General features: G+C 67.2%; 17 protein-coding genes. 12 read left to right on the top strand and 5 right to left on the bottom strand.

Annotated elements, in window-relative coordinates:
- The first annotated feature begins 15 nt into the window (after window positions 1-15).
- The 5 genes from pheS to JKF87_RS10720 all read left to right on the top strand — a co-directional run bounded on the left by pheS (window position 16) and on the right by JKF87_RS10720 (window position 5,214).
- Window positions 16-1,092, top strand: coding sequence for a phenylalanine--tRNA ligase subunit alpha (pheS, locus tag JKF87_RS10700; protein WP_201099877.1), 1,077 nt, complete (start codon window positions 16-18; stop codon window positions 1,090-1,092).
- Between the two features lie 4 nt (window positions 1,093-1,096).
- Window positions 1,097-1,510: a hypothetical protein gene (locus JKF87_RS10705; RefSeq protein WP_201099878.1), complete on the top strand. Its 414-nt coding sequence runs from the start codon at window positions 1,097-1,099 to the stop codon at window positions 1,508-1,510.
- A 7-nt stretch (window positions 1,511-1,517) separates the two neighbouring features.
- Window positions 1,518-3,932, top strand: coding sequence for a phenylalanine--tRNA ligase subunit beta (gene pheT, locus JKF87_RS10710; RefSeq protein WP_201099879.1), 2,415 nt, complete (start codon window positions 1,518-1,520; stop codon window positions 3,930-3,932).
- Between the two features lies 1 nt (window position 3,933).
- Window positions 3,934-4,476: a TIGR00645 family protein gene (locus JKF87_RS10715; protein ID WP_201099880.1), complete on the top strand. Its 543-nt coding sequence runs from the start codon at window positions 3,934-3,936 to the stop codon at window positions 4,474-4,476.
- Between the two features lie 126 nt (window positions 4,477-4,602).
- A complete protein-coding gene (locus JKF87_RS10720; protein WP_201099881.1) occupies window positions 4,603-5,214 on the top strand; it encodes a DUF1134 domain-containing protein in 612 nt (203 codons plus the stop codon).
- Here JKF87_RS10720 and JKF87_RS10725 read toward each other — a convergent pair.
- Window positions 5,211-6,104, bottom strand: a complete 894-nt coding sequence (locus tag JKF87_RS10725) for an NAD-dependent epimerase/dehydratase family protein (RefSeq protein ID WP_201099882.1) — start codon at window positions 6,102-6,104, stop codon at window positions 5,211-5,213. The two genes, JKF87_RS10720 and JKF87_RS10725, sit on opposite strands and share 4 nt — an antisense overlap.
- A 142-nt stretch (window positions 6,105-6,246) precedes the next feature.
- On the opposite strand from JKF87_RS10725, the gene JKF87_RS10730 reads away from it, so the two are divergent.
- Complete coding sequence (locus JKF87_RS10730) at window positions 6,247-6,657, top strand: protease inhibitor I42 family protein (protein WP_201099883.1); 411 nt, start codon at window positions 6,247-6,249, stop codon at window positions 6,655-6,657.
- A 27-nt stretch (window positions 6,658-6,684) separates the two neighbouring features.
- On the opposite strand, the gene JKF87_RS10735 is transcribed toward JKF87_RS10730, so the two are convergent.
- Window positions 6,685-7,911: an NAD-dependent epimerase/dehydratase family protein gene (locus JKF87_RS10735; protein WP_201099884.1), complete on the bottom strand. Its 1,227-nt coding sequence runs from the start codon at window positions 7,909-7,911 to the stop codon at window positions 6,685-6,687.
- 375 nt (window positions 7,912-8,286) lie between these two features.
- Between JKF87_RS10735 and JKF87_RS10740 the strand changes: the two genes are divergently transcribed.
- The 4 genes from JKF87_RS10740 to JKF87_RS10755 all read left to right on the top strand — a co-directional run bounded on the left by JKF87_RS10740 (window position 8,287) and on the right by JKF87_RS10755 (window position 12,153).
- Window positions 8,287-9,243, top strand: coding sequence for a DUF4167 domain-containing protein (locus JKF87_RS10740; RefSeq protein WP_236261297.1), 957 nt, complete (start codon window positions 8,287-8,289; stop codon window positions 9,241-9,243).
- Window positions 9,244-9,314: 71 nt separating this feature from the next.
- On the top strand, window positions 9,315-10,625 hold the full coding sequence (locus JKF87_RS10745; protein WP_201099886.1) for a hybrid sensor histidine kinase/response regulator: 1,311 nt from the start codon (window positions 9,315-9,317) through the stop codon (window positions 10,623-10,625).
- 86 nt (window positions 10,626-10,711) lie between these two features.
- Window positions 10,712-11,389 (top strand): DUF4893 domain-containing protein, encoded by a 678-nt coding sequence (locus JKF87_RS10750; RefSeq protein WP_201099887.1) that lies wholly within the window; start codon window positions 10,712-10,714, stop codon window positions 11,387-11,389.
- Between the two features lie 29 nt (window positions 11,390-11,418).
- Entirely contained in the window at window positions 11,419-12,153 is a 735-nt protein-coding gene (locus JKF87_RS10755) for a DUF4893 domain-containing protein (protein WP_201099888.1), read from the top strand.
- A 41-nt stretch (window positions 12,154-12,194) separates the two neighbouring features.
- Here the strand turns inward: JKF87_RS10755 and JKF87_RS10760 are convergent, their stop codons facing one another.
- Window positions 12,195-13,835, bottom strand: a complete 1,641-nt coding sequence (locus JKF87_RS10760; protein ID WP_201099889.1) for a serine hydrolase — start codon at window positions 13,833-13,835, stop codon at window positions 12,195-12,197.
- A gap of 215 nt (window positions 13,836-14,050) precedes the next feature.
- On the opposite strand from JKF87_RS10760, the gene JKF87_RS10765 reads away from it, so the two are divergent.
- Window positions 14,051-16,309, top strand: coding sequence for a TonB-dependent receptor domain-containing protein (locus JKF87_RS10765; protein WP_307417876.1), 2,259 nt, complete (start codon window positions 14,051-14,053; stop codon window positions 16,307-16,309).
- A 42-nt stretch (window positions 16,310-16,351) separates the two neighbouring features.
- Here the strand turns inward: JKF87_RS10765 and JKF87_RS10770 are convergent, their stop codons facing one another.
- Both JKF87_RS10770 and JKF87_RS10775 read right to left on the bottom strand, forming a co-directional pair.
- Window positions 16,352-18,253 carry a BCCT family transporter gene (locus tag JKF87_RS10770; protein ID WP_201099890.1) on the bottom strand — a complete coding sequence of 634 codons (1,902 nt, stop codon included), beginning with the start codon at window positions 18,251-18,253 and terminating at the stop codon, window positions 16,352-16,354.
- A gap of 89 nt (window positions 18,254-18,342) precedes the next feature.
- Window positions 18,343-18,753 carry a BA14K family protein gene (locus JKF87_RS10775; RefSeq protein WP_201099891.1) on the bottom strand — a complete coding sequence of 137 codons (411 nt, stop codon included), beginning with the start codon at window positions 18,751-18,753 and terminating at the stop codon, window positions 18,343-18,345.
- 156 nt (window positions 18,754-18,909) lie between these two features.
- Between JKF87_RS10775 and JKF87_RS10780 the strand changes: the two genes are divergently transcribed.
- Window positions 18,910-19,566 (top strand): HPP family protein, encoded by a 657-nt coding sequence (locus JKF87_RS10780; RefSeq protein WP_201099892.1) that lies wholly within the window; start codon window positions 18,910-18,912, stop codon window positions 19,564-19,566.
- The last annotated feature ends 4 nt before the right edge of the window (window positions 19,567-19,570 follow it).

Raw genomic sequence — 19,570 nt, forward strand, 5'->3', positions numbered from 1 at the left:
TAATGCACGGCCCAAATGACCGATCTCGCCACACTCGAACTCGAACTGATCAACGCCATCGGCTCGGCTGAAAGCGTCGCCGCCCTCGAAGAGGTGCGGGTCGCGGCCCTGGGCAAGTCCGGCTCCGTCTCCGGCCTGCTGAAGGGCATGGGCGCGCTGAGCCCTGACGAACGCCGCGAACAGGGCCCGATCATCAATGGCTTGCGCGACCGCGTGTCGTCGGCCATCGCCGCCAGGAAGGCCGAGCTTGAGGCCGCTGAACTGGACGCCCGGCTTCTGGCCGAGCGCGTCGACCTGACCCTGCCCGCGCGTCCGCGCCGCAAGGGGGGCGTCCATCCCACCATGCAGGTGATGGACGAAATGGTCGCCGTCTTCGCCGAGATGGGGTTTGCGGTCGCCGAAGGTCCCGACATCGAGGACGACTTCCACAACTTCACCGCCCTGAACTTCCCGCCCAAACATCCGGCGCGGGAGATGCACGACACCTTCTTCCTGAAGCCCGACCCCGAAACGGGCGAGCGCAAGGTTCTGCGCACTCACACCAGCCCGGTCCAGGTCCGCACCATGATGTCGCAGAAGCCGCCGATCCGCATCATCGCGCCGGGCCGCACCTTCCGTAAGGATTCGGACGCCACCCACACGCCGATGTTCCATCAGATCGAGGGTCTGGTGATCGACCGCGACATCAATATGGGCCACCTGAAGACGACGCTTCAGACCTTCATCGCCCGCTTCTTCGAGCTGGACGAGGTTCAGGCCCGCTTCCGCCCGCACCACTTCCCCTTCACCGAACCCTCGGCGGAGATGGACATTCGCTGCGACCGCTCGGGCGGCAAGCTGGTGTTCAACACCGGCGACGACTGGCTGGAGATTCTGGGTTGCGGGATGGTGCATCCCAATGTGCTGCGCAACTGCGGCATCGACCCGGACGAATACCAGGGCTTCGCCTTCGGCATGGGCGTGGATCGTCTGGCCATGCTGAAATACGGCGTGCCGGACCTGCGCCCCATGTTTGACGCCGACACGCGCTGGCTGGCGCACTACGGCTTCTCGGCGTTCGCCGCGCCCAACCCTGCAAGCGGACTGAGCTGAACTCATGACTGATACTGGCCCCACCCTCAGTTTTCCGATTATCGGCGTTGGCCCGCACTATGAAGGTCAGCACATCTGGCTGCCCCAATTGGTCGTAGAAGCAGCGCGTCGCGGCGAGGGAACGATCAAGAACAAGACCTTCGTCAATTGTTTCATGGAAGGTCCGGCTGTGTTGTTGCCGATTGGCGGCTGCCAGTTTGACGGCTGCAACATGGGTGACACCATGGGCGATGCCCGCAATCTGCTTTTGGCGCCGGTGTCGCCGCAGAAGGTCACTGGTTCGGTCCCCTTTGAAGATTGCGTCTTCATTAACTGCCGCTTCGAAAGGGTCGGCTTCACTGGCGCGTCCTCGTTCCTTGATGAGTTGGCGTTGATGCTGGGCGGGGCGACCGCCGATACGCTGCACCCTAAAGCCTGAGACGATTATGAAATTCACCCTGTCCTGGCTGAAGGACCACCTCGAGACCGAGGCGGATGTCCACCAGATCGCCGAGGCCATGACCATGGCCGGGCTGGAGGTCGAGGAGGTTCTCGATCCCGCCGCCAAGCTGGCCCCCTTTACGGTGGCCAAGATCATTTCTGCTGAGCGTCACCCCAATGCCGACCGGCTTCAGGTCTGCCAGGTCGAAACGGTCGATGGACTGAAGGAGATCGTCTGCGGCGCCCCTAATGCGCGCGCGGGTCTGACCACCATCTATGCCCCCATCGGCGCCTATGTGCCGGGGCTGGGCGTGACCCTGGTCGAGAAGCCGGTGCGGGGCGTGGTGTCGAACGGCATGCTGTGCTCAGCCTCCGAGCTGGAGCTGGCCGACGAAAGCGACGGCATTCAGGAACTGCCGCCGGAGATCCCCGTGGGAACCCCGGTCGCGGGTCTGTTCGGCGCGGAACCCGTCATCGATTTCGAGGTCACCCCGAACCGTCCTGACTGGCTGGGCGTCGCCGGGATCGCGCGCGATCTGGCCGCCGCCAGCGTGGGCAAGCTGAAGCATTTCGACATCGCCGTGGTGCGCGGCGCCTTCCCGTCGCCGATCTCGGTGCGTCTGGAGGCGACGGAAATGTGCCCGGTCTTCGCCGGTCGCGTGATCCGGGGCGTCAAGAACGGCCCGTCGCCGGCCTGGCTGCAGAAGCGTCTGACCGCCATCGGCCTGCGCTCCATCAACCGTCTGGTCGATGTCACCAACCTGATCGCCTATGACCGCGCCCGGCCCTTGCATGTCTATGACGTGGCCAAGCTGGACGGCGCAGAGATTGTGGTGCGCGCCGGTCGCGCGGCGGAAGAGGCCGAGCGTCTGGTCGCCCTGGACGGCAAGACCTATGCGGCTGATCCGTCAGTCTGCGTCGTCGCCGATGCGGGTGGTGCGCGCGCCATCGGCCTGGGCGGCGTCATGGGCGGCGAGACGACCGGCTGCGACGACGACACCACGGACGTCTTCCTGGAAAGCGCCTGGTTCGATCCCATCGTCACGGCCCAGACGGGCCGGGTTCTGGGCATTCACTCCGACGCCCAGTACCGGTTCGCGCGCGGCGTTGATCCTGTCTCGGTCACGCCGGGGCTGGAGCTGGCGACCCGCCTGATCCTGGACCTGTGCGGCGGCGAACCGTCAGAGATCGTCTTCGTGGGCGAGCCGCCTGCGAACCCTGAGCCCTTCGCCTTCGACCCGGCCTATGTGAAGCGTCTGACCGGCATGGATCTGGCCGATGACCGCATCGGCACGATCCTGGGCCAACTGGGCTTCCTCGTGCAGGCTGCGCCTTCTGGTCAGGCCGAGCCGTGGATCGTCACCCCGCCGTCGTGGCGTCGTGATGTCGAGGGCCGCGCCGATCTGGTCGAGGAAGTGGCCCGGATCGAGGGCTTCGACAATCTGCCCGACGTGGCCCTGCCGCTGGTCGCCATTCCGGCGGGCGGGGTGCTGAACCCGCGCCAGGCCCGCGTCCGCACGGCCCGCCGCGCCCTGGCGTCGTTGGGATACGCCGAGGCCGTCACCTGGTCCTTCACCAAGCAATCGACGGCCGCCCTGTTCGGCGGCGGCGACGAACGTCTTGTGCTGGAGAACCCCATCGCGGCCGATCTGGACTGCATGCGCCCCTCGGCCCTGCCGAACCTGATCCAGGCCGCCGCCCGCAACGCCGCGCGCGGTTTCGCCGATGCGGCCCTGTTCGAGATCGGCCCGATCTATCTGGGCGACGGGCCCAAGGACCAGCGCACGGTCATCGCCGGTCTGGTCGCCCCCCACGCCGCCCGGCACTGGGGCGGTGCGGGCGAGGAGCCTCTGTTCGCACTGAAGGGCGATCTGATCGCCGTGCTGGAGGAGATCGGCGCGCCGGTCGCCTCATTGCAACTGGCCCAGGGCCAGAACCGCGACTGGTGGCACCCCGGCCGTTCGGCCCGCCTGCAGCTTGGCCCCAAGAATGTGATGGTCGAGTTCGGCGAACTGCATCCGCGCATCCTGAAGGCGCTGGACGCCGATGGCCCGATGCTGGCTTTCGAGATCGTTCTGGACAATGTGCCTGAACCGCGCGGCCAGAAGGCTAAGGGGCGTGGCCCGGCCGACCTCAGCAGCCTGATGCCCCTGACCCGCGACTTCGCCTTCGTGGTCGAGGACGCCAAGCCGGTCGGTGACCTGGTGCGTGCGGCGGCGGGCGCCGACAAGGCCCTGATCGTTGATGTGCGGGTCTTCGACATCTATCGCGGCAAGGGCGTGGACGACGGCTTTAAGTCGGTCGCGCTGGAGGTCGTGATCCAGCCGCGCGAGGCCACTTTGGCCGAAGCCGAGATCGAAGCCCTGACGGCCAAGGTCGTTGCGGCGGTCGAGAAGCAGGGCGGGAAGCTGCGGGCCTGACATGAGCGCCAAACCTCGTATCGAAACCGCTTTCGAGCGGCTGCTCTTCCGCTCGCGCTGGCTGATGGCCCCCTTCTATGCGGGTCTGGTGCTGGCGCTGGTCATGTTGCTGGCGGTCTTCGTCAAGGACCTGATCTATTATGTGCCCAAGGCCCTGAGCCTGAGCCATGAGTTGTCGTCCAACGACGCCATTCTGGCGGTGCTGACGCTGGTGGACCTGTCGCTGGCGGGCAATCTGCTGCTGATTGTCATGTTCTCCGGCTATGAGAATTTCGTCTCCAAACTGGATCTGGACGGCGAGACGGACCGCCCGCCGTGGATGGGCACGGTCGACTTCTCGGGTCTGAAGATGAAGCTGATCGCCTCCATCGTGGCGATCTCGGGCATCCAGCTGCTCAAGACCTTCATGAACATCGGCAAGGTCGGCTACGAGCTGAACACGACCGAGGCCTTGTGGGGCGTCATCATCCACCTGACCTTCGTGGTGTCGGGCGTGCTGCTGGCCCTGATGGATTGGCTGGCCTCAAAGACCGACAAACACTGAGTTTCGGGGCTGCCGTAAGGTCCGGTTAACCTTGAAGCCGCAAGGCTGCCTTAAAGGTCGAGGAGGGTCGCATCAGGCCCGCGTTCTTACGGGCGCCCTCTCTCGCTGTCTTTCGGAGCGCCCCTCATGCATCGCCGCCAACTGATCCTTTCGGGCATCGCCACAGCCGCCGGGGCTTCATCGCTGGGCGCCTGCGCCTCTACCGCGCCGCGCGATCCCAACTATCCGATCGCCTCGGATCAGCGCGCATCGTCCTACAGCTTCGATGAACTGGTTTCGGCCGGTTCGCGCGAACTGGGCATCGCCGCTGAAGTCGTCGGCGGCGCCATCGAACGCGTCTTTGCGGATCAGGGCGACCGCCCGACCGCCTATATCGCGGGCGAAGAAGGCTCCGGCTCGTTCGTCGTCGGCGCCCGCTATGGTCGCGGCGCCCTGCACATGAAGGATCTGTCGGCCTCGCAGGAGGTCTTCTGGCAGGGGGCTTCGGTGGGCTGGGACTGGGGCGGCAACGCCAGCCGGGTCTTCACCCTGGTGTACGGCCTCTATCACCCCGACATGATCTATCGCCGCTATCCCGGCGTGGAAGGCACCGCCTATCTGGTCGCCGGACTGGGCGTGAACTATCAGAAGGCGGACGGCATCGTCCTGGCCCCGATCCGCACCGGCGTCGGCCTGCGTCTGGGCGCCAATGTCGGCACCATGAGCTACAGCCGCCAGCGCAATCTGCTGCCGCTCTAACCCGCCATGCGGAGCGGGGGCGGGGCGTCCAGCATGGCCTCCAGCCCCTCGCGATAGGTCGGATATTTCGGACGCCAGCCCAGTTCGGCCTTGGTGCGGGCGTTCGAAACGCGCTTTGAGTCCAGATAGAAGCGCCGCATTCCCTCGCTGACGCTGTCGTCTGTCCAGTCGACTTCGGGCGGACGCGACAGGCCCATGCGCTGGGCCGCCCATTCCACCACCACATCGGCGGGCGAAGGCTCGTCGTCCGTCAGATTATAGACGGCGCCCGGGCGCGGCCTGTCCATCGAGGCGAACAGGGCCGAGACGATGTCGTCGATGTGGATCCGATTGAAGATCTGGCCGGGCTTCCTGACCAGTTTGGCCGTGCCCGCGCGCAGCCGCTCGACCACGCTGCGCCCCGGTCCGTAGAAGCCGGGCAGGCGGAACAACTGCACCGTCAGTCCCATGCCCCGCGCCCCGTCCAGCCAGTCCTGTTCGGCCCGCACGCGGCGCGCGCCTTCCAGATTGGCGGCGTTCAACGGACCGCTGTCGAACACCCAGCCGCCCGCCCGGTCGCCATAGACGGAGGTGGACGAGACATAGCCGATCCAGTCGGGCCAGGCCTCTGACGCCAGGGGGGAGAGCGCGCGCAGACCGGGGCAGCCCTGGGCGTCCGGCGCAGCGGTCACCAGAACCGCCGTCGCCGCCTGCAACGCCGCCTTCAGGGCGGGGGCGTCCTGCGGATCAATGGCGGTGACGCCCTCGGCCTCCAGCGCCTTGCGGCGTTCGGGATCGCGAGAGGTGGCGACCGCCGTTCCGCCCCGCCTGAGCGCCTCCAGCGCAACCGCCCGTCCCACATAGCCGCCGCCGAAGACCAGCAGGGACAGGGTGGGGGCGGGTTCAGGCATGGATTTCATCACGGGACGGGCCTTGGGCGAAGAGACGCGCGCCAAAGGCGGAGTGTTTGATCGGGTTGGAGATTCCGCTGCTCTGGGGCAGAGTTGGCTTCCAGCTATGCTTTAAACGCGTTTCACAAGGTCGAGGTTCACGATGCCCCACAGAATGTTGTTTGTCGCCTTCGCTTTCGCCCTGGCCGCGAGTTCGTCCGCCAACGCCGCAACCGCGCAGGAGCCTGCGCCGATCACCCTGTCGGCCGCCAACGCCGTGTCACCTGTGTCTTTGCCTGCGGGCGTGACCTCCGTCCTGCGCCTCGAAACCAATCCCAGCACCGGCTATGCCTGGCAGGTGGTCGAGGCCGCCAACCTGCGCGTCGACGAACCGTTCGAGGTCACCCGCGATCCTGCCACCCCCAACGGCATGGTGGGGGCGCCGGAAAGCGCCGCCATCCGCATCACGCCGCGCGGCAAGGGGCCTGCCTCGCTGAAGCTGGTCTATAAACAGGCCTGGCGCGACACCACGCCGGACGACAAGATCCTGTCCTTCGTCTTTGTGGCGGAGTGAGCCCAGAGGCCGTTTGCTTGAATAGCCTCAGACCGTCAGCACTGACGGTCTGACGGCTTGGGCTGGCGCAGGGTGCTCCAGCGCCTCTGCCCGGCATTGATTCCAGACCGACACGCACGGCACGCGCGTCAGATCGGCGCGGTCGGCGTAGCGGCGGGCGATCTCGGTCACATCCTGCATCAGCCCCTCGGCCAGGGTGATCGGCTTCAGGCCCAGTTGGCGGAACTGGTCATTGGCCACGACCAGTTCGTTCTCGTCGGCCTCCTGGCGCGGATTGGGCAGGTTGCGGATTTCGGCGCCGGTCATGTCTGCGACCATCCGGGCCAGGTCGCGCACCCGGAGGCTCTCGGTCATCTGGTTCAGGATCTTGACCCGCTCGCCGCGCTTGGGCGGGTTCTTCAGCGCCAGTTCGACGCATCGCACCGTGTCCTGAATATGGATGAAGGCCCGCGTCTGGCCGCCTGTCCCGTGCACCGTCAGCGGATAGCCGACCGCCGCCTGCATCAGGAACCGGTTCAGCACCGTGCCGTAGTCGCCGTCATAGTCGAAGCGGTTGATCAGCCGCTCGTCCAGCCGCGTCTCGGCGGTCTGGGCGCCCCAGACGATGCCCTGGTGCAGATCGGTGATCCGCAGGGCGTCGTTCCTGGCGTAGAACTGGAACAGCAGGGCGTCCTGCGTCTTGGTCATGTGATAGATGCTGCCCGGATTGGGCGGGAACAGGATTTCCTGTTCGGACGGGCCGTTGTCGGTGTCGACGGTGACCTTCAGATAGCCCTCGGGAATACGAAGTCCCGCGGTGCCGTATCCATAGACCCCCATGGTCCCCAGGTGGGCCAGATGCACGTCCAGCCCGCTTTCGACGATGGCGGCCAGCAGGTGGTGGGTGGCGTTGATGTTGTTGTCGACGGTGTAGAGCTTGTGCCGCGCCGATTTCATCGAATAGGGGGCCGCGCGCTGTTCGGCGAAATGGACCACGCTGTCGGGCGCCAGGTCACGGATCAGGGCGACCAGCCGGTCGAACTCCTGGCCCAGGGTCATGTTGACGAAGCCGATGTCGCGGCCCGAGATTTCCTTCCACGCCTTGGTCCGCTCGCCCATGGTGCGGATCGGCGTCAAGGACTGGATCTCCAGCTCATTGTCGATGTTCCGACGGCTCAGATTGTCGACGATGGTCACGTCCCATCCGCTGGCCGACAGATGCAGGGCCGTGGGCCAGCCGCAGAAACCGTCGCCGCCCAGAACCAGAACGCGCATGGAAAGCCTCGTAAACCTCTCAAAGCCACTGCCTAGCCCAAGGGAGGGGGCGCAGCAAAGCGCCGCAGTTGGCTTGTGATGCGACAGGCCTGCGAAAACCGCTTGGAAAGGACGGTCGCACAGGTTAAGTCACTCCCTGTCTCCCAACTCAAATCGCAGCTTTCCGGGCGCATACCCGGCTGTTCGCGGCTTGAGCCGGCCATGACGGTCTGTCCCCAAAGGACCGGCGCACCATGCGGGCGACTAGGCATTCCGACAGATCGACAATCGGGGATAGGCCTCGAGCGAAACGGAACCACGAAACGGACGGACTCGGCCAGACTGGCGCGGCTCCGCCCCTGCACACGGTTAGCGGGCATGAGAGATTTCAAGGGCATGAAGCGTCAACGCGGACGCAATCGGAACAAGGCGGGCGCGAATAACGCCAACAACGCCAATCCGAATCGTTCGTGGGACTCGCAGGGCCCAGAGAACATCAAGGTCCGGGGCAACGCCCAGACCGTTTATGAACGCTATCAGCAGCTGGCGCGCGACGCCTCGTCTGGCGGCGACCGGGTTCTGGCTGAAAACTATCAGCAGCACGCCGAACATTATTACCGCGTCCTGCGCGCGCTGCAGCCGCAGCGGTCCTTCTCGGACATCGCTGCACGCGAACTGTCGAACCAGGGCTTCGACATCGATTTCGAAGACGAGTCCGGCGCACAGGCCGCCGCCTTCCTGGCCGCCCAGCAGGCCGCTGACCGCGCCGCGTCGGAAGCCGCCGCGCGCGCTGAACAGCGTGACCAGCCGCGCGAACCCTACCGTGATCGGGACCGCGACCAGCCGCGTGATCGCGACCAGAACCGCGACCGCGACCAGTATCAGTCGCGCGACCGCGATCGTGACACGCAGAACGGCGACCGCGATCAAGGCGGCGAGGACCGTGAGCCCCGCGCCGAAGGCGAAAACGGCGGCCGCCGTGAAACCCGCCGCGAACGCTGGGAGCGCCGCCGCCAGGAGCGCAACAATCGTTTCGAGGGCCAGAACGAAGGCCCGAACGACGGCCAGGTCGAGGCCTCCGACGACGCAGGTGAAGCTGCTGCGCCGCCTGTGGTTGAAGCGGTCGTCGAGGCCGCGCCTGTCGAGGCGCCTGAGCCGGTCGAAGTCGCAGAACGCCCTCGCCGCGGCCGTCGTCCGGCCGCCGCAGCGGTCGAGGCCGGTGACGACGCCCCGGCCGCTCTGCCGGGCTTCCTGACCCGTTCGGCGGTTCCGGCTGAGCCTGAAGCGGAAGCCGCCCCACGCCGCCGCGCTCCGCGTCGCAAGGCCGAGGCGGCAGTCGAGAGCGAAGACTGAATACAGCCAAAAGGTGTCGTTTACCTGATCGCAACCTGAACGTGTGATTTTTCACATGTCTGGAGGGCGTCATGGAAATCATCCTGCTCATTCTGGTCATGGCCCTGTCGGGTGGGCTGGCCGGAATTCGACTTTGGCTCAAGGCGCGGGGTGCGGCTGAAAAGCTGCGGCGCGCCAATGAGGGGCTGGAGGCCCGCGTCGCCGAACGAACCCTGGCGCTGACGCGGGCCCTGGCCGCCGCCGACGCCCAGCAGGACCGCATCGCCGCCGCCGACCGGGCCAAGGCCGAATTCATGCTGGGCCTGGGGCGCGAACTGCGTCAGCCGCTGAACGTCATCCACGGCTTTGCCCAACTGCTGCGTCTGAACTCCGTGGAGCCCCTCAGCCGCAAGCAGAGCGAAGCCGTGGGGCGGATCGAAGCGGCGTCCTCGGCCCTGATCGCGCTGGCGGACGAGGTGATCGATTTCGCCGCCGTGCAGTCGCCGAACCTGACCCTGTCCCTGCAGCGTGTCGATCTGCGCCTGGCCTTGCGGCAGGTTTGCGACGCCCTGAGCGTGGACGCCGAAAAGGCCCATGTCACCCTGGACTGCCCGCCTGCCGCCGCAGGCCTGGGCGTCATCGCCGATCCGGTCCGGGTGCGCCAGATTCTGCGCCGCCTCATCGCGGACGCCATTCGTCATACCCAGCCGGGCGGCATGGTCCGCACCGAGATCCAGCGGTCCTACGACGAGGTGGTCGCCCTGGTCCACGACACGGGTTTCGAGGCCGCGTCCGACCGGATCGAGACCCTGTTCGAGCCGTTCAACGGGGTGGAGCGCGATGCGCCTTCCGGCGCCAGTCTCGGCATGGCGGCGGCCCAACGTCTGGCCGAGGCCATGCAGGGCCGCATCTTCGCGGCGCGCCGAAAGGACGCCGGCGTCACCTTCACCCTGCGTCTGCCTGCCGTCATCCCGGCGCCCGTTAACGTGCCGTCAAAGGCCGTCATCCTCTACGTCGAGGCCGATCCCGCCAATGTCGCCCTGATGCGGCAGGTGCTTTCGGTCTTTGGCGATCCGCCCCTCTATGTCGCGCCGACGGGGGACGAGGGGCTGGCCCTGGCCCAGGCGCTGCAGCCCGATGTCATCCTGTTGGATACGGACCTGCCGGGCATGGACGGGTTTGAACTGAAGATGCGGCTGGACGCTGATCCCATCACGCGGGGACTGCCGGTCGTGGCCCTGTCCGCCTCGGCCGCGCCGGACGACATCCGGCGGGGACAGGCTGCGGGCTTCACCGCCTATCTGACGAAGCCGCTGGAGCTTCAGGCCCTGACCGGCGCCCTGCATGACGCCCTCAATCGGCGCGGTTTGGACGGCGGACCGGGCGTCAGATCCGCCGCCTGAACCGTCACGGTCTTGACGGCGGCGTAGGCGGCGGGGCCTAAAGGGCGGGACTTCGCCGCAAGGCCGCCGCCGCAAGGGAAGCGCTGATGCGTTCATTCGTCCGTCTCGCCCTGTCGATCTCTGCTGTCGCCGTCCTGGCGGCCTGCACGACAACACCCCCTCCGCCGCCTCCGCCCCCGCCGCCGGCGGGGCCGGGCACAGGGGGCGCGGGGACGGGCGCGACCCTGATGGACTGGCGCGGCGTCATCACCTCAGGCGATCGCGACCGGTATGTGCGACGTGACGCGGCCTGGAGCCTGGCGTTGCAGCAGGCCCGCCGTCAGAAGGGCTCAGGCGACCTGAACAGCCTGGGCGACCTGATTGATCCCGGCGCCGCCCGACCGGGCGCCGCGCCGCGCCCCGGAAACTATCGCTGCCGCACAGTGAAACTGGGGTCACAGGGCGGTGAGACAGGCCTGGGTTACGTCGTCTATGGCTGGTTCGGCTGTCGCATCGAACAGACGCCGCGCGGCCTGAAATTCACCAAGACGACCGGTTCGCAGCGTCCGTCCGGCCTGCTGTTCCCCGAGAACGACCGGCACATGGTCCTGCTGGGCTCGATGGCCCTGGCGCAGGAGCCGCCCGCCAACTCCTATGGCCAGAATCCCGACCGCGATCTGGTCGCGGTGATGGAGCGGATCGACGACGCGCGCTGGCGCCTGGTCATCCCCTGGCCCCAGAACGAATCGAATCTGGACCTGATCGAACTGATCCCCGCGAACTGACCGACAGCCCGATTTCAAGGCGAAACACCATGCGATCCCTCCCTCTGAAAATGCTGACCCTGGTCAGCGCTGCAGCCCTGGCCGGGGCCTTGAGCGCCTGCGGCGACAATCGCGGCGGCAAGCCCGCGCAGCCCGCCTTGAAGGTCGCCGACGCCGAAACCGCCCAGCCGCAACCCGAAGCCGCCCCGCCGGCCGACGCCGCGCCGGCGGAAACAGCGGCCCCGGCGACCGACGACTGGCGCAAGGTCGTCTCCAACACGGACGAAGGTCTGCTGGGCCGGCTTGACGACGCGTGGCGTCTGGCGCGCATCGAGGCTGAGGAAGACGGCTATTCAGCCCAGGTCGAGAAACTGGGGCCGCTGGGTGATCCCAACGCTGCCCGTGTGGGCCGGTCGCAGCCGGGGCCGGGATCCTATCGCTGCCGCACGATCAAGATGGGCACGCGCGACGGCGGAACCCTGGCCTACGTCGACTATCCCTTCTTCGCCTGCCGGGTGGAACTGACGCCGGGCGGCGACCTGATCCTGACCAAGACGACCGGCTCGCAGCGGTTCCAGGGCAGGCTCTATCCCGATGCCGACAGCCGTCTGGTCTATGTCGGAACCCAGGCCTGGGGCGACGAACGCGGATTCCCCGCCTATGGCGCCCAGCCGGAACGCGATCAGGCGGGCGTGGTCGAGCGGATCGGCGAAAACCGCTGGCGCGTGGTCATCCCCTGGCCGAAACAGGAATCCAAGCTGGACCTGATCGAGATCGTCCGCTGACGGGCGGGCGATCCGTCCAGGATCGCCCCACGGATGAAATCTCAGACCCGCGTCAGCCTCAGGTCCTGATAATCGTACGAGAAGTCGATGTCGGGCGAGACGCCCTTGACCGTCGCCGTCGCCGGTTTCGCCGTCTGGATGTTGAAGGTGATGAAGGCGTCTTCCTCGCGCTTGTCGGGGAAGCGGGTGCGGAAGGTCTCGCCGTCATAGGGCTCCAGCCAGCCCTGAAGCGCGGGCGTGTGGGTGAAGCTGAGCCACAGGCCGCTCTTGCGGTTGCGGCCCCGGCCTTCGGTCTTCTGGACGATGGTGATGTCGCCGTACCACGGGTCGCGCCAGGTTCCGGCATAGGCGTCCAGCGGCATCGCCGGGGGTGCGCCCGCGCGTTGCTTGGCGTCAATCTCGATGGCGGCGGCCTGCGACTTGGCTTCGCCCTCTGCCTCGATCTTCTTGGAGTCTGCAATCCAGTCGAAGTCGGCCTTGCCCATGCACAGGTCGGTGATGCCTGAGCGCAGGGACCGCAGCAGGAAGCTTTCCTCGGCGTTGGAGAAGATGCTGAAGCCGATCTTGCGTCCGGGGATCAGGACGGTGGCCGAAATCCCGCCGGGCGATCCGCCGCCGTGGCTGGCGATCCGCTCCCCGCGATAATCCTGCACCTGCAGGCCCATGGCGTAGGTCGAGGCGATGGCGCGGTTGGGCAGTTCCGCCGTCGGCCCCGCCGAGTTGCCGACGATGATGTTGGGCCGATACATCTCGCGCGCCGTCTCTTCCGAGAACAGGCGCGAGCCGTCAGGCAGTTTGCCTTCGTTCAGGCGCACGGCGATCCATTTGGCCCAGTCGGTGGTGGTGGTGCAGATGCCGCCCGCCGCCGCCGCCGAATCCCAGTTCCAGACCTCGGCGATGCAGTTGGCGATCTGAACCATCGGTCCGTGGGTGCGCAGCGGCGGCCCGACGCGGGCGTGGGGTAGGGCGGATTTGGCGGGGTCGGCCAGGCGCGCCAGAGGCACGGTCTCGGTCATGCCGGCCTTGTCCAGGATCCGCGTCTGGATGAAGTCCTCCCACGACAGGCCCGACACGGCCTCCAGCACGGCGCCCGCCACCACGAACATCAGGTTGCAATAGTGATAGCGCGCCCGGAACCCGTCCTCGATGGGCACGAAGGCGGCCTGGGCGATCACCTCGGCGCGGGTGCGGTCGCTGTTGGGCCAGAACAGCAGGTCGCCCGCGCCCAGGCCGAACCCGGCCCGGTGGCTCAGGGTGTCGCGGACGGTGATATGGTCGGTGATGTAGGGATCGGACAGTTTGAAGCCGGGCAGATAGGTCTTCACCGGCTCGTCCCACTTCACCTTGCCCTCGTCGACCATGATGGCCAGGGCGGCGGCGGTGACGTTCTTGGAGTTGGACGCGATGGCGAACAGGGTGTGTTCGTCGGCCCGCGCGGGCTTGCCCTGCACCTTCACGCCATAGCCGCGCGACAGGATGGTCTGGCCGTCCTTGACCACCGCAACGCCCAGGGCGGGCTGGTCGGGCCAGGCGGCCATGGCCGTCTTCACATAGGCGTCCACCGCCTCGACCAGGCTGGCGTCGTCGTTCGCCGCCGTGCGTGCCCAGGACGGGCTGGAGACCAGGGCGGCGGCGCCTCCGGAAGCGAACAGGGCGGTGCGGCGCGACAGGCGAAGGGACATTGAAAACTCCGACAAGACTTGCGGCGACGCTAACGCCGGGCCGCCGACACTCCAAGCGGGAACTGGCCAAGCGGGAACTGTCCAAGCGCGAACGGGCCAAACGCGAACTCGCGCGCGACGTCACATGACACATCCTTAACTGGTGTTCGGCGCCGCCTGTTGTTAGCGCGAGGAAAAAGCACGCCCCCGTCTCTGCTTGCCCAGGATCATCTCAAGTGAACAGACTGTATTACGCCTCGCTGGCCAGCGCCGCCCTGATGCTGCCCGCAGGGGCCGCCCTGGCCCAGACGCCCGCGCCGCGTCCGGCGACGCCTGCGCCCCAGGCTCCGGCCCAAACCCCGCCCCAGCCCGCCGCACAAACCCCGCCGTCAGGTCAGGCCGCCACGGTCGGCGATGTGGTGGTCAACGCCCGCGCCAGCGACGTCCGCACCTCGATCGACGCCACCAGCTACAGCCTGGCCAACGACCTTCAGGCCGTGACCGGCAGCGTGGCCGACGCCCTGCGCAATGTTCCCTCGGTCGATGTCGATCCCGAGGGCAATGTCTCCCTGCGCGGCGACAGCAATGTCACCATCCTGGTCGACGGCCGCCCGTCGGGCATCCTGACGGGCCCCGGCCGTGGCCAGGCGCTGATCCAGCTGCCGGCCAGCCAGTATGCGCGCATCGAGGTGATGACCAATCCGTCCGCCGCCTACAGCCCCGAAGGCTCCGGCGGGGTGATCAACCTGATCACCAAGCCCACGGCGCCCAAGCCCGGAACCCAAACCACCGGCTCCATCCGCGCCAATGTCGGCGACAACGGCCGCTGGAATGCGGGGCTCAGCGGATCGTATCAGAAGGACCGCCTGACCCTGTCGGGCGACCTCAGCTACCGGACCGATCCCACCAACATCCACATGACGCGCCTGCGCGAGCAGCTTGATCCCGTCACCGGCGCGGTGGTTTCGACCACCAGCGTCGATCAGCGGATCGAGTCTGAACAGAACGGCGCGTTCGGGCGCCTGACCGCCGAATACAAGCTGACCGACAAGACCCAGGTGACCGGTGAACTGCGCGGCGTCGTCTTTGACGGCGAAGGCTCGGGAGGGGGGCTGTTCGAAACCCGCAATGCGGCGGGCGCCCTGACCAGCGCCTATCGCCGTGAAGGCGGTCAGGACTTCAACTTCAAGAACTGGGGCGTCACCGGGCGGGTGCTGCATCGCTTCGATGATTCCGGCCACGAATGGTCGAACGAGCTGCGCTACGACAGCAACAGCAACGACAGTTCGGGCCCGGCTAGCACCTTCTTCCTGACCCCCGCCGCCGCGACCCTGTACGAGCGCACGGCGACCGATGTGAACCAGGTCACCCTGGGCTTCACCAGCGCCTATGTCCGTCCCCTGTCCGACGGCGGCAAGCTGCGACTGGGCTATGAGTTGAACGATCAGCGCCCGGATCAGGAGGTGGTCTTCAGCCGGGGCGCCGTCGAGAACAATCTGCCGGTTGTTCCGGGCCTCAGCAGCCGGTTCAAGGCGCGCCAGACGGTTCACGCCCTGTACGCCACCTATGAGCGCAGCCTGTCCGAGAAATTGTCGGCCCAGGCGGGTCTGCGGCTGGAGCAGGCCGACATCCGCATCGACGACCTGACCGGCGGGACCTCCGCCTCTCAGGACTATTTCCGCGCCTATCCGACCGCTCATGTCCAATACAAGATGTCGGACGAACAGACCCTGCGCGCCAGCTATTCGCGCCGCATCCAGCGCCCGCAGCCCAGCCAGCTGAATCCGCTGGTGGTCTATCAGGACCCGCTGAACCTGCGTTCAGGCAACCCGGACCTGCAGCCCCAGGAAACCGATTCCTTCGAGTTCATGTGGCAGCTGCGCAAGGGGCAGACCTTCTATCAGGCCACCGCCTATCTGCGTGACACCGACAAGGCCTTCACCGACGTGGCCAGCGACATCGGCGGCGGCGTTCTGCTGACCCGCCCCGAAAACCTGGGCTCGCGCCGCGACATGGGCGTGGAACTGGTCGCCAACGGCCGCCTGCATCCGACCCTGCGCTACAACGCCGCCGTCAATGTGTTCCAGCAGGAGATCGACGCTGCGGGGATTCCTGGCGGGCGCGACCGCGACGGCACGATGGCCAGCGGGCGCCTGAGCCTGAACTGGCAGCCGACGCCCAAGGATTTTGTCCAGGTGACCGGCTTCTGGCAGGGCGAAAGCCTGCTGGCCCAGGGCAAGCGCGAGGCCGGGGGCATGGTCAACCTGGGCTATCGGCGCAAGCTGAACGAGACCCTGTCGTTCAACTTCACCGCCCGCGACCTGTTCAATTCGTTCAACAACACGGTCACCTATGACACGCCCCTGTTCCGCGAACGCTCGGAGCAGGACATCAAGCTGCGCGCCTTCTACGTCGGCCTGACGTGGAACTTCGGCGGCGGCCAACGTCGTCAGCCGGAGCAGTTCGACTTCTCGACCGGCCCGACGGGCGGCTGAGGATCAGAAGGGCGGCGTCGTTCGCGCCGCCGCCCCCGGTGCTCAACCCAGGCGCCAGGCCTGCAGTTTCTCCAGCACGTCGGCGACGATCTGGTTCTGGGTGAAGCCGGTCACATCATAGGGGCGCGAACCGTCGCCGGTCTGGGCCGTCAGGCGCCATTCCAGCAGGCGGCGCCCGACGGGCGCATCGCGCTGGCTGGCGACCGGGCGGGGGCGTGACCGCGCGCCCAGCCGATAGATGAAGACCCGCTCGCCGTGCCGCACCGTCAGCCAGGCGGCGGCGTCGTCGCGACCGACCTCGGCGTCGGGTTCTTCAGCCTCCAGGGCGGTCCGCACGGTCTCCAGCGCGGGCAGGCCGTGGCGGTCGATCTCCTTGACGATGTCGGTGCGCGTCGCCGGCGTCAGGATGCGTTTCAGCTGCTGCGACAGGGGCGCGGCCTCGGTGGCGATGCTCGCCCCGGTCAGGTCGGCGTTCATCTGTCGGAACAGGCCCGCGACCAGCAGGATCATGATGATGCAGAAGGGCAGGGCCGCCACCAAGGTCGCGGCCTGCAACGCCCCCAACCCGCCTGCCAGCAGCAGCAGGGCCGCCGCCGCCCCCTGCATCACGCACCAGTAGATCCGCTGCCAGCGCGGGGTGTCGTCCGCCCCGCCCGACGCCAGGGTGTCGATCACCAGCGAGCCGGAATCCGCCGAGGTGACGAAGAAGACCGCGACCAGCAGGATGGCCAGGGTCGAGGTGAACATCGTGCCCGGCAACTGCTCGAAGAAGTGGAACATGGCGGTCGACAGGTCGGCCTGCACGGCCTGGGAAATCGCGCCCGCCGCCTGGCCCATGTCATAGGCCATGGCCGTATTGCCGAAGACGGTCATCCACAGGAAGGTGAAGCCGGTGGGGACCAGCAGCACGCCGATCACGAACTCGCGCACCGTCCGCCCACGTGAAATGCGGGCGATGAACATGCCCACGAAAGGGGACCAGGCGATCCACCAGGCCCAGTAGAACAGGGTCCAGTTGGCCATCCACGCCCGCGGCTCATAGGCGTACAGGGTGAAGGTGCGCACGAAGAAGTGGTCCAGATACAGGCCGAAATTCTGCACCAGCGCCCGCATCAGAAACAGGGTCGGTCCGGCGAACAGCACGAACAGCATCAGGCAGACGGCCAGGATCAGGTTCAGCTCCGACAGGCGCCGCACCCCCTTGTCCACGCCCGACAGCACCGAAAGCGTCGCCACCCCCATCACCGCCACGATCAGCCCGACCTGGATCAGCACCGTGTTGGGAATGCCGAACACATAATCCAGACCCGCCGCCATCTGGGCCACGCCCAGCCCCAGAGAGGTGGCGATGCCGAACAGGGTGCCGCAGATGGCGAAGATGTCGACGGCGTCGCCGATCGGCCCGTTGATCCGCCTGCCCAACAGGGGATAGAGGCCCGACCGCATCGTCAGCGGCAGGCCCTTTCGGTGCGCGAAATAGGCCAGGCTCAGTCCGACCACGGCATAGATGGCCCAGGCGTGGACGCCCCAGTGGGTGAAGGTGATGACCATGGCCTCGCGTGCGGCCTTGACCGTGCCGGGGACCTCCTCGGGCGGGGCGATATAGTGCTGCACCGGTTCGGCGACGGCGAAATACATCAGGCCGATGCCCATGCCGGCGGCGAACAGCATGGCCAGCCAGGACAGATAGGGGAAGTCCGGTTCGGCGTCGTCCGGCCCCAGCTTCAACCGTCCGGTCGGCCCGGCGGCCAGCCAGACCACGGCGCCCAGAAAGCCTGCAACAGCAGCGACATACAGCCAGCCGAAGGTGTCGATCACCCAGGCCTGGGCCCGACCGAATATCAGGTCGGATGTGTTCGGCGCGATCAGGGCCAACAGCAGCAGGGCGCCTGCAATCGCGCTGGCCCCCCAGAAGACACGGGGGTTCATCTTGGTCGTAAGCATCGGTCCAAAGCGTATGGCGAAGCTCTGGGTTCCCGATTGCCCGACAAGACCGGGCGGCGGGGCGTCGCCCGGTCGTCTTGCTTCAGGCGTTACAGGCGGCAGACCGCCGTCTGGCCGCGACGGACGGTGTAGCGGTCCGTGCGCGGATTATAGCTCTTGTACCGGCTCTGACAGGCGTGAACGTGGCGGTACCAGTCGCCGTGACGCGAGAAATGCGCCGGCGGCTCATTGGGGCGCGCGCCCCAACTGGTTTCCCACACGCCATATCGGTCATTGTCCTGCGGCCCACGACCGTCGGCGCGACGCATGTCGTGCTGGTTCGGCCCGGTGGTCTGCATATAGGGGACGGGGCCGGTCTGTGGGGTTCTGGCCTCGTTTGGCCGCATCGGTGCGGCGTGTTCTGGCTGTCCTTGTCGGGACTGGTCAGAGCTCGCGGCCTGTGCGGAAGCGGCGCTGAGGGCCATAAGGCCGGCGGCGACTGCGATCAGGTTCTTGCGCATGGTTAGCTCCTACCGCCCGATCATTCGGGCATGAAGACACAACGCATGGCGAGGACCTGCAGCAGGACGGCCTGAAAATATATCCGCGATGTCCAGGCGGCCTATCGCGGCGCTCTGGCTGGGTTTAGGCAGGAGGCTTCGGCGCGAGGGGGCTTCATGCGGCTGTTTCGACCTATTCTGGCGGGTGCGACCCTGCGCGACCGCGCGGCGGCCTGTCTGGGCGCCTTGTTCGGCATCGGCCTGACGGGGCTGGTGTCGCGCTGGGTTCTGGGGGCGGACCATGCGGCCCACGCCCTGCTGATCGCCTCGATGGGGGCGTCGGCGGTGCTGGTCTTCGCCGTTCCCGCCAGCCCTCTGGCCCAGCCCTGGCCCGTGATCGGCGGCAACGCCATTTCCGGCCTGATCGGCGTCATCGTCGCCCATGCCATCCATGACCCGATGATCGGCGGAGCTGTCGCCGTGTCCCTGGCCATCGGGGCCATGTCCCTGTTCGGCTGCCTGCATCCGCCCGGCGGCGGCACAGCCCTGACGCCGGTGCTGGCCGGTCCCGCCGCCGCCTGGCTGTTCCCGCTGGCGCCTGCCGCCCTGAACGCGGTCCTGCTGGTCGGCGCCGCCTGGCTGTTTCACCGGTTTTCAGGCCACGCCTATCCGCACAGGCCAGAGAAGATCACGCCCGGCCCGCTGACGATTTCAGAGGCCGACATCGACGCCGCCCTGTCGGAAATGCACGAGGCCCTGGACGTCAGCCGCGAGGATCTGCGCGCCGTCGCCGTTCTGGCCGCCCAGCACGCCGCGGGCCGCCGCAAATCCTGACCCG

This window comes from Brevundimonas nasdae, assembly GCF_016654005.1.
Lineage (GTDB): Bacteria > Pseudomonadota > Alphaproteobacteria > Caulobacterales > Caulobacteraceae > Brevundimonas > Brevundimonas nasdae.

Coding starts and splice junctions, on each gene's coding strand:
- JKF87_RS10740 (WP_236261297.1), top strand. CDS start 8,287: ATGAAGCGTCAACGCGGACGCAATCGGAACAAGGCGGGCGCGAATAAC.
- JKF87_RS10780 (WP_201099892.1), top strand. CDS start 18,910: ATGCGGCTGTTTCGACCTATTCTGGCGGGTGCGACCCTGCGCGACCGC.
- JKF87_RS10735 (WP_201099884.1), bottom strand. CDS start 7,911: ATGCGCGTTCTGGTTCTGGGCGGCGACGGTTTCTGCGGCTGGCCCACG.
- JKF87_RS10715 (WP_201099880.1), top strand. CDS start 3,934: ATGAGCGCCAAACCTCGTATCGAAACCGCTTTCGAGCGGCTGCTCTTC.
- JKF87_RS10755 (WP_201099888.1), top strand. CDS start 11,419: ATGCGATCCCTCCCTCTGAAAATGCTGACCCTGGTCAGCGCTGCAGCC.
- JKF87_RS10705 (WP_201099878.1), top strand. CDS start 1,097: ATGACTGATACTGGCCCCACCCTCAGTTTTCCGATTATCGGCGTTGGC.
- JKF87_RS10750 (WP_201099887.1), top strand. CDS start 10,712: ATGCGTTCATTCGTCCGTCTCGCCCTGTCGATCTCTGCTGTCGCCGTC.
- JKF87_RS10720 (WP_201099881.1), top strand. CDS start 4,603: ATGCATCGCCGCCAACTGATCCTTTCGGGCATCGCCACAGCCGCCGGG.
- pheT (WP_201099879.1), top strand. CDS start 1,518: ATGAAATTCACCCTGTCCTGGCTGAAGGACCACCTCGAGACCGAGGCG.
- JKF87_RS10725 (WP_201099882.1), bottom strand. CDS start 6,104: ATGCCTGAACCCGCCCCCACCCTGTCCCTGCTGGTCTTCGGCGGCGGC.
- JKF87_RS10775 (WP_201099891.1), bottom strand. CDS start 18,753: ATGCGCAAGAACCTGATCGCAGTCGCCGCCGGCCTTATGGCCCTCAGC.
- JKF87_RS10760 (WP_201099889.1), bottom strand. CDS start 13,835: ATGTCCCTTCGCCTGTCGCGCCGCACCGCCCTGTTCGCTTCCGGAGGC.
- JKF87_RS10770 (WP_201099890.1), bottom strand. CDS start 18,253: ATGCTTACGACCAAGATGAACCCCCGTGTCTTCTGGGGGGCCAGCGCG.
- JKF87_RS10745 (WP_201099886.1), top strand. CDS start 9,315: ATGGAAATCATCCTGCTCATTCTGGTCATGGCCCTGTCGGGTGGGCTG.
- pheS (WP_201099877.1), top strand. CDS start 16: ATGACCGATCTCGCCACACTCGAACTCGAACTGATCAACGCCATCGGC.
- JKF87_RS10730 (WP_201099883.1), top strand. CDS start 6,247: ATGCCCCACAGAATGTTGTTTGTCGCCTTCGCTTTCGCCCTGGCCGCG.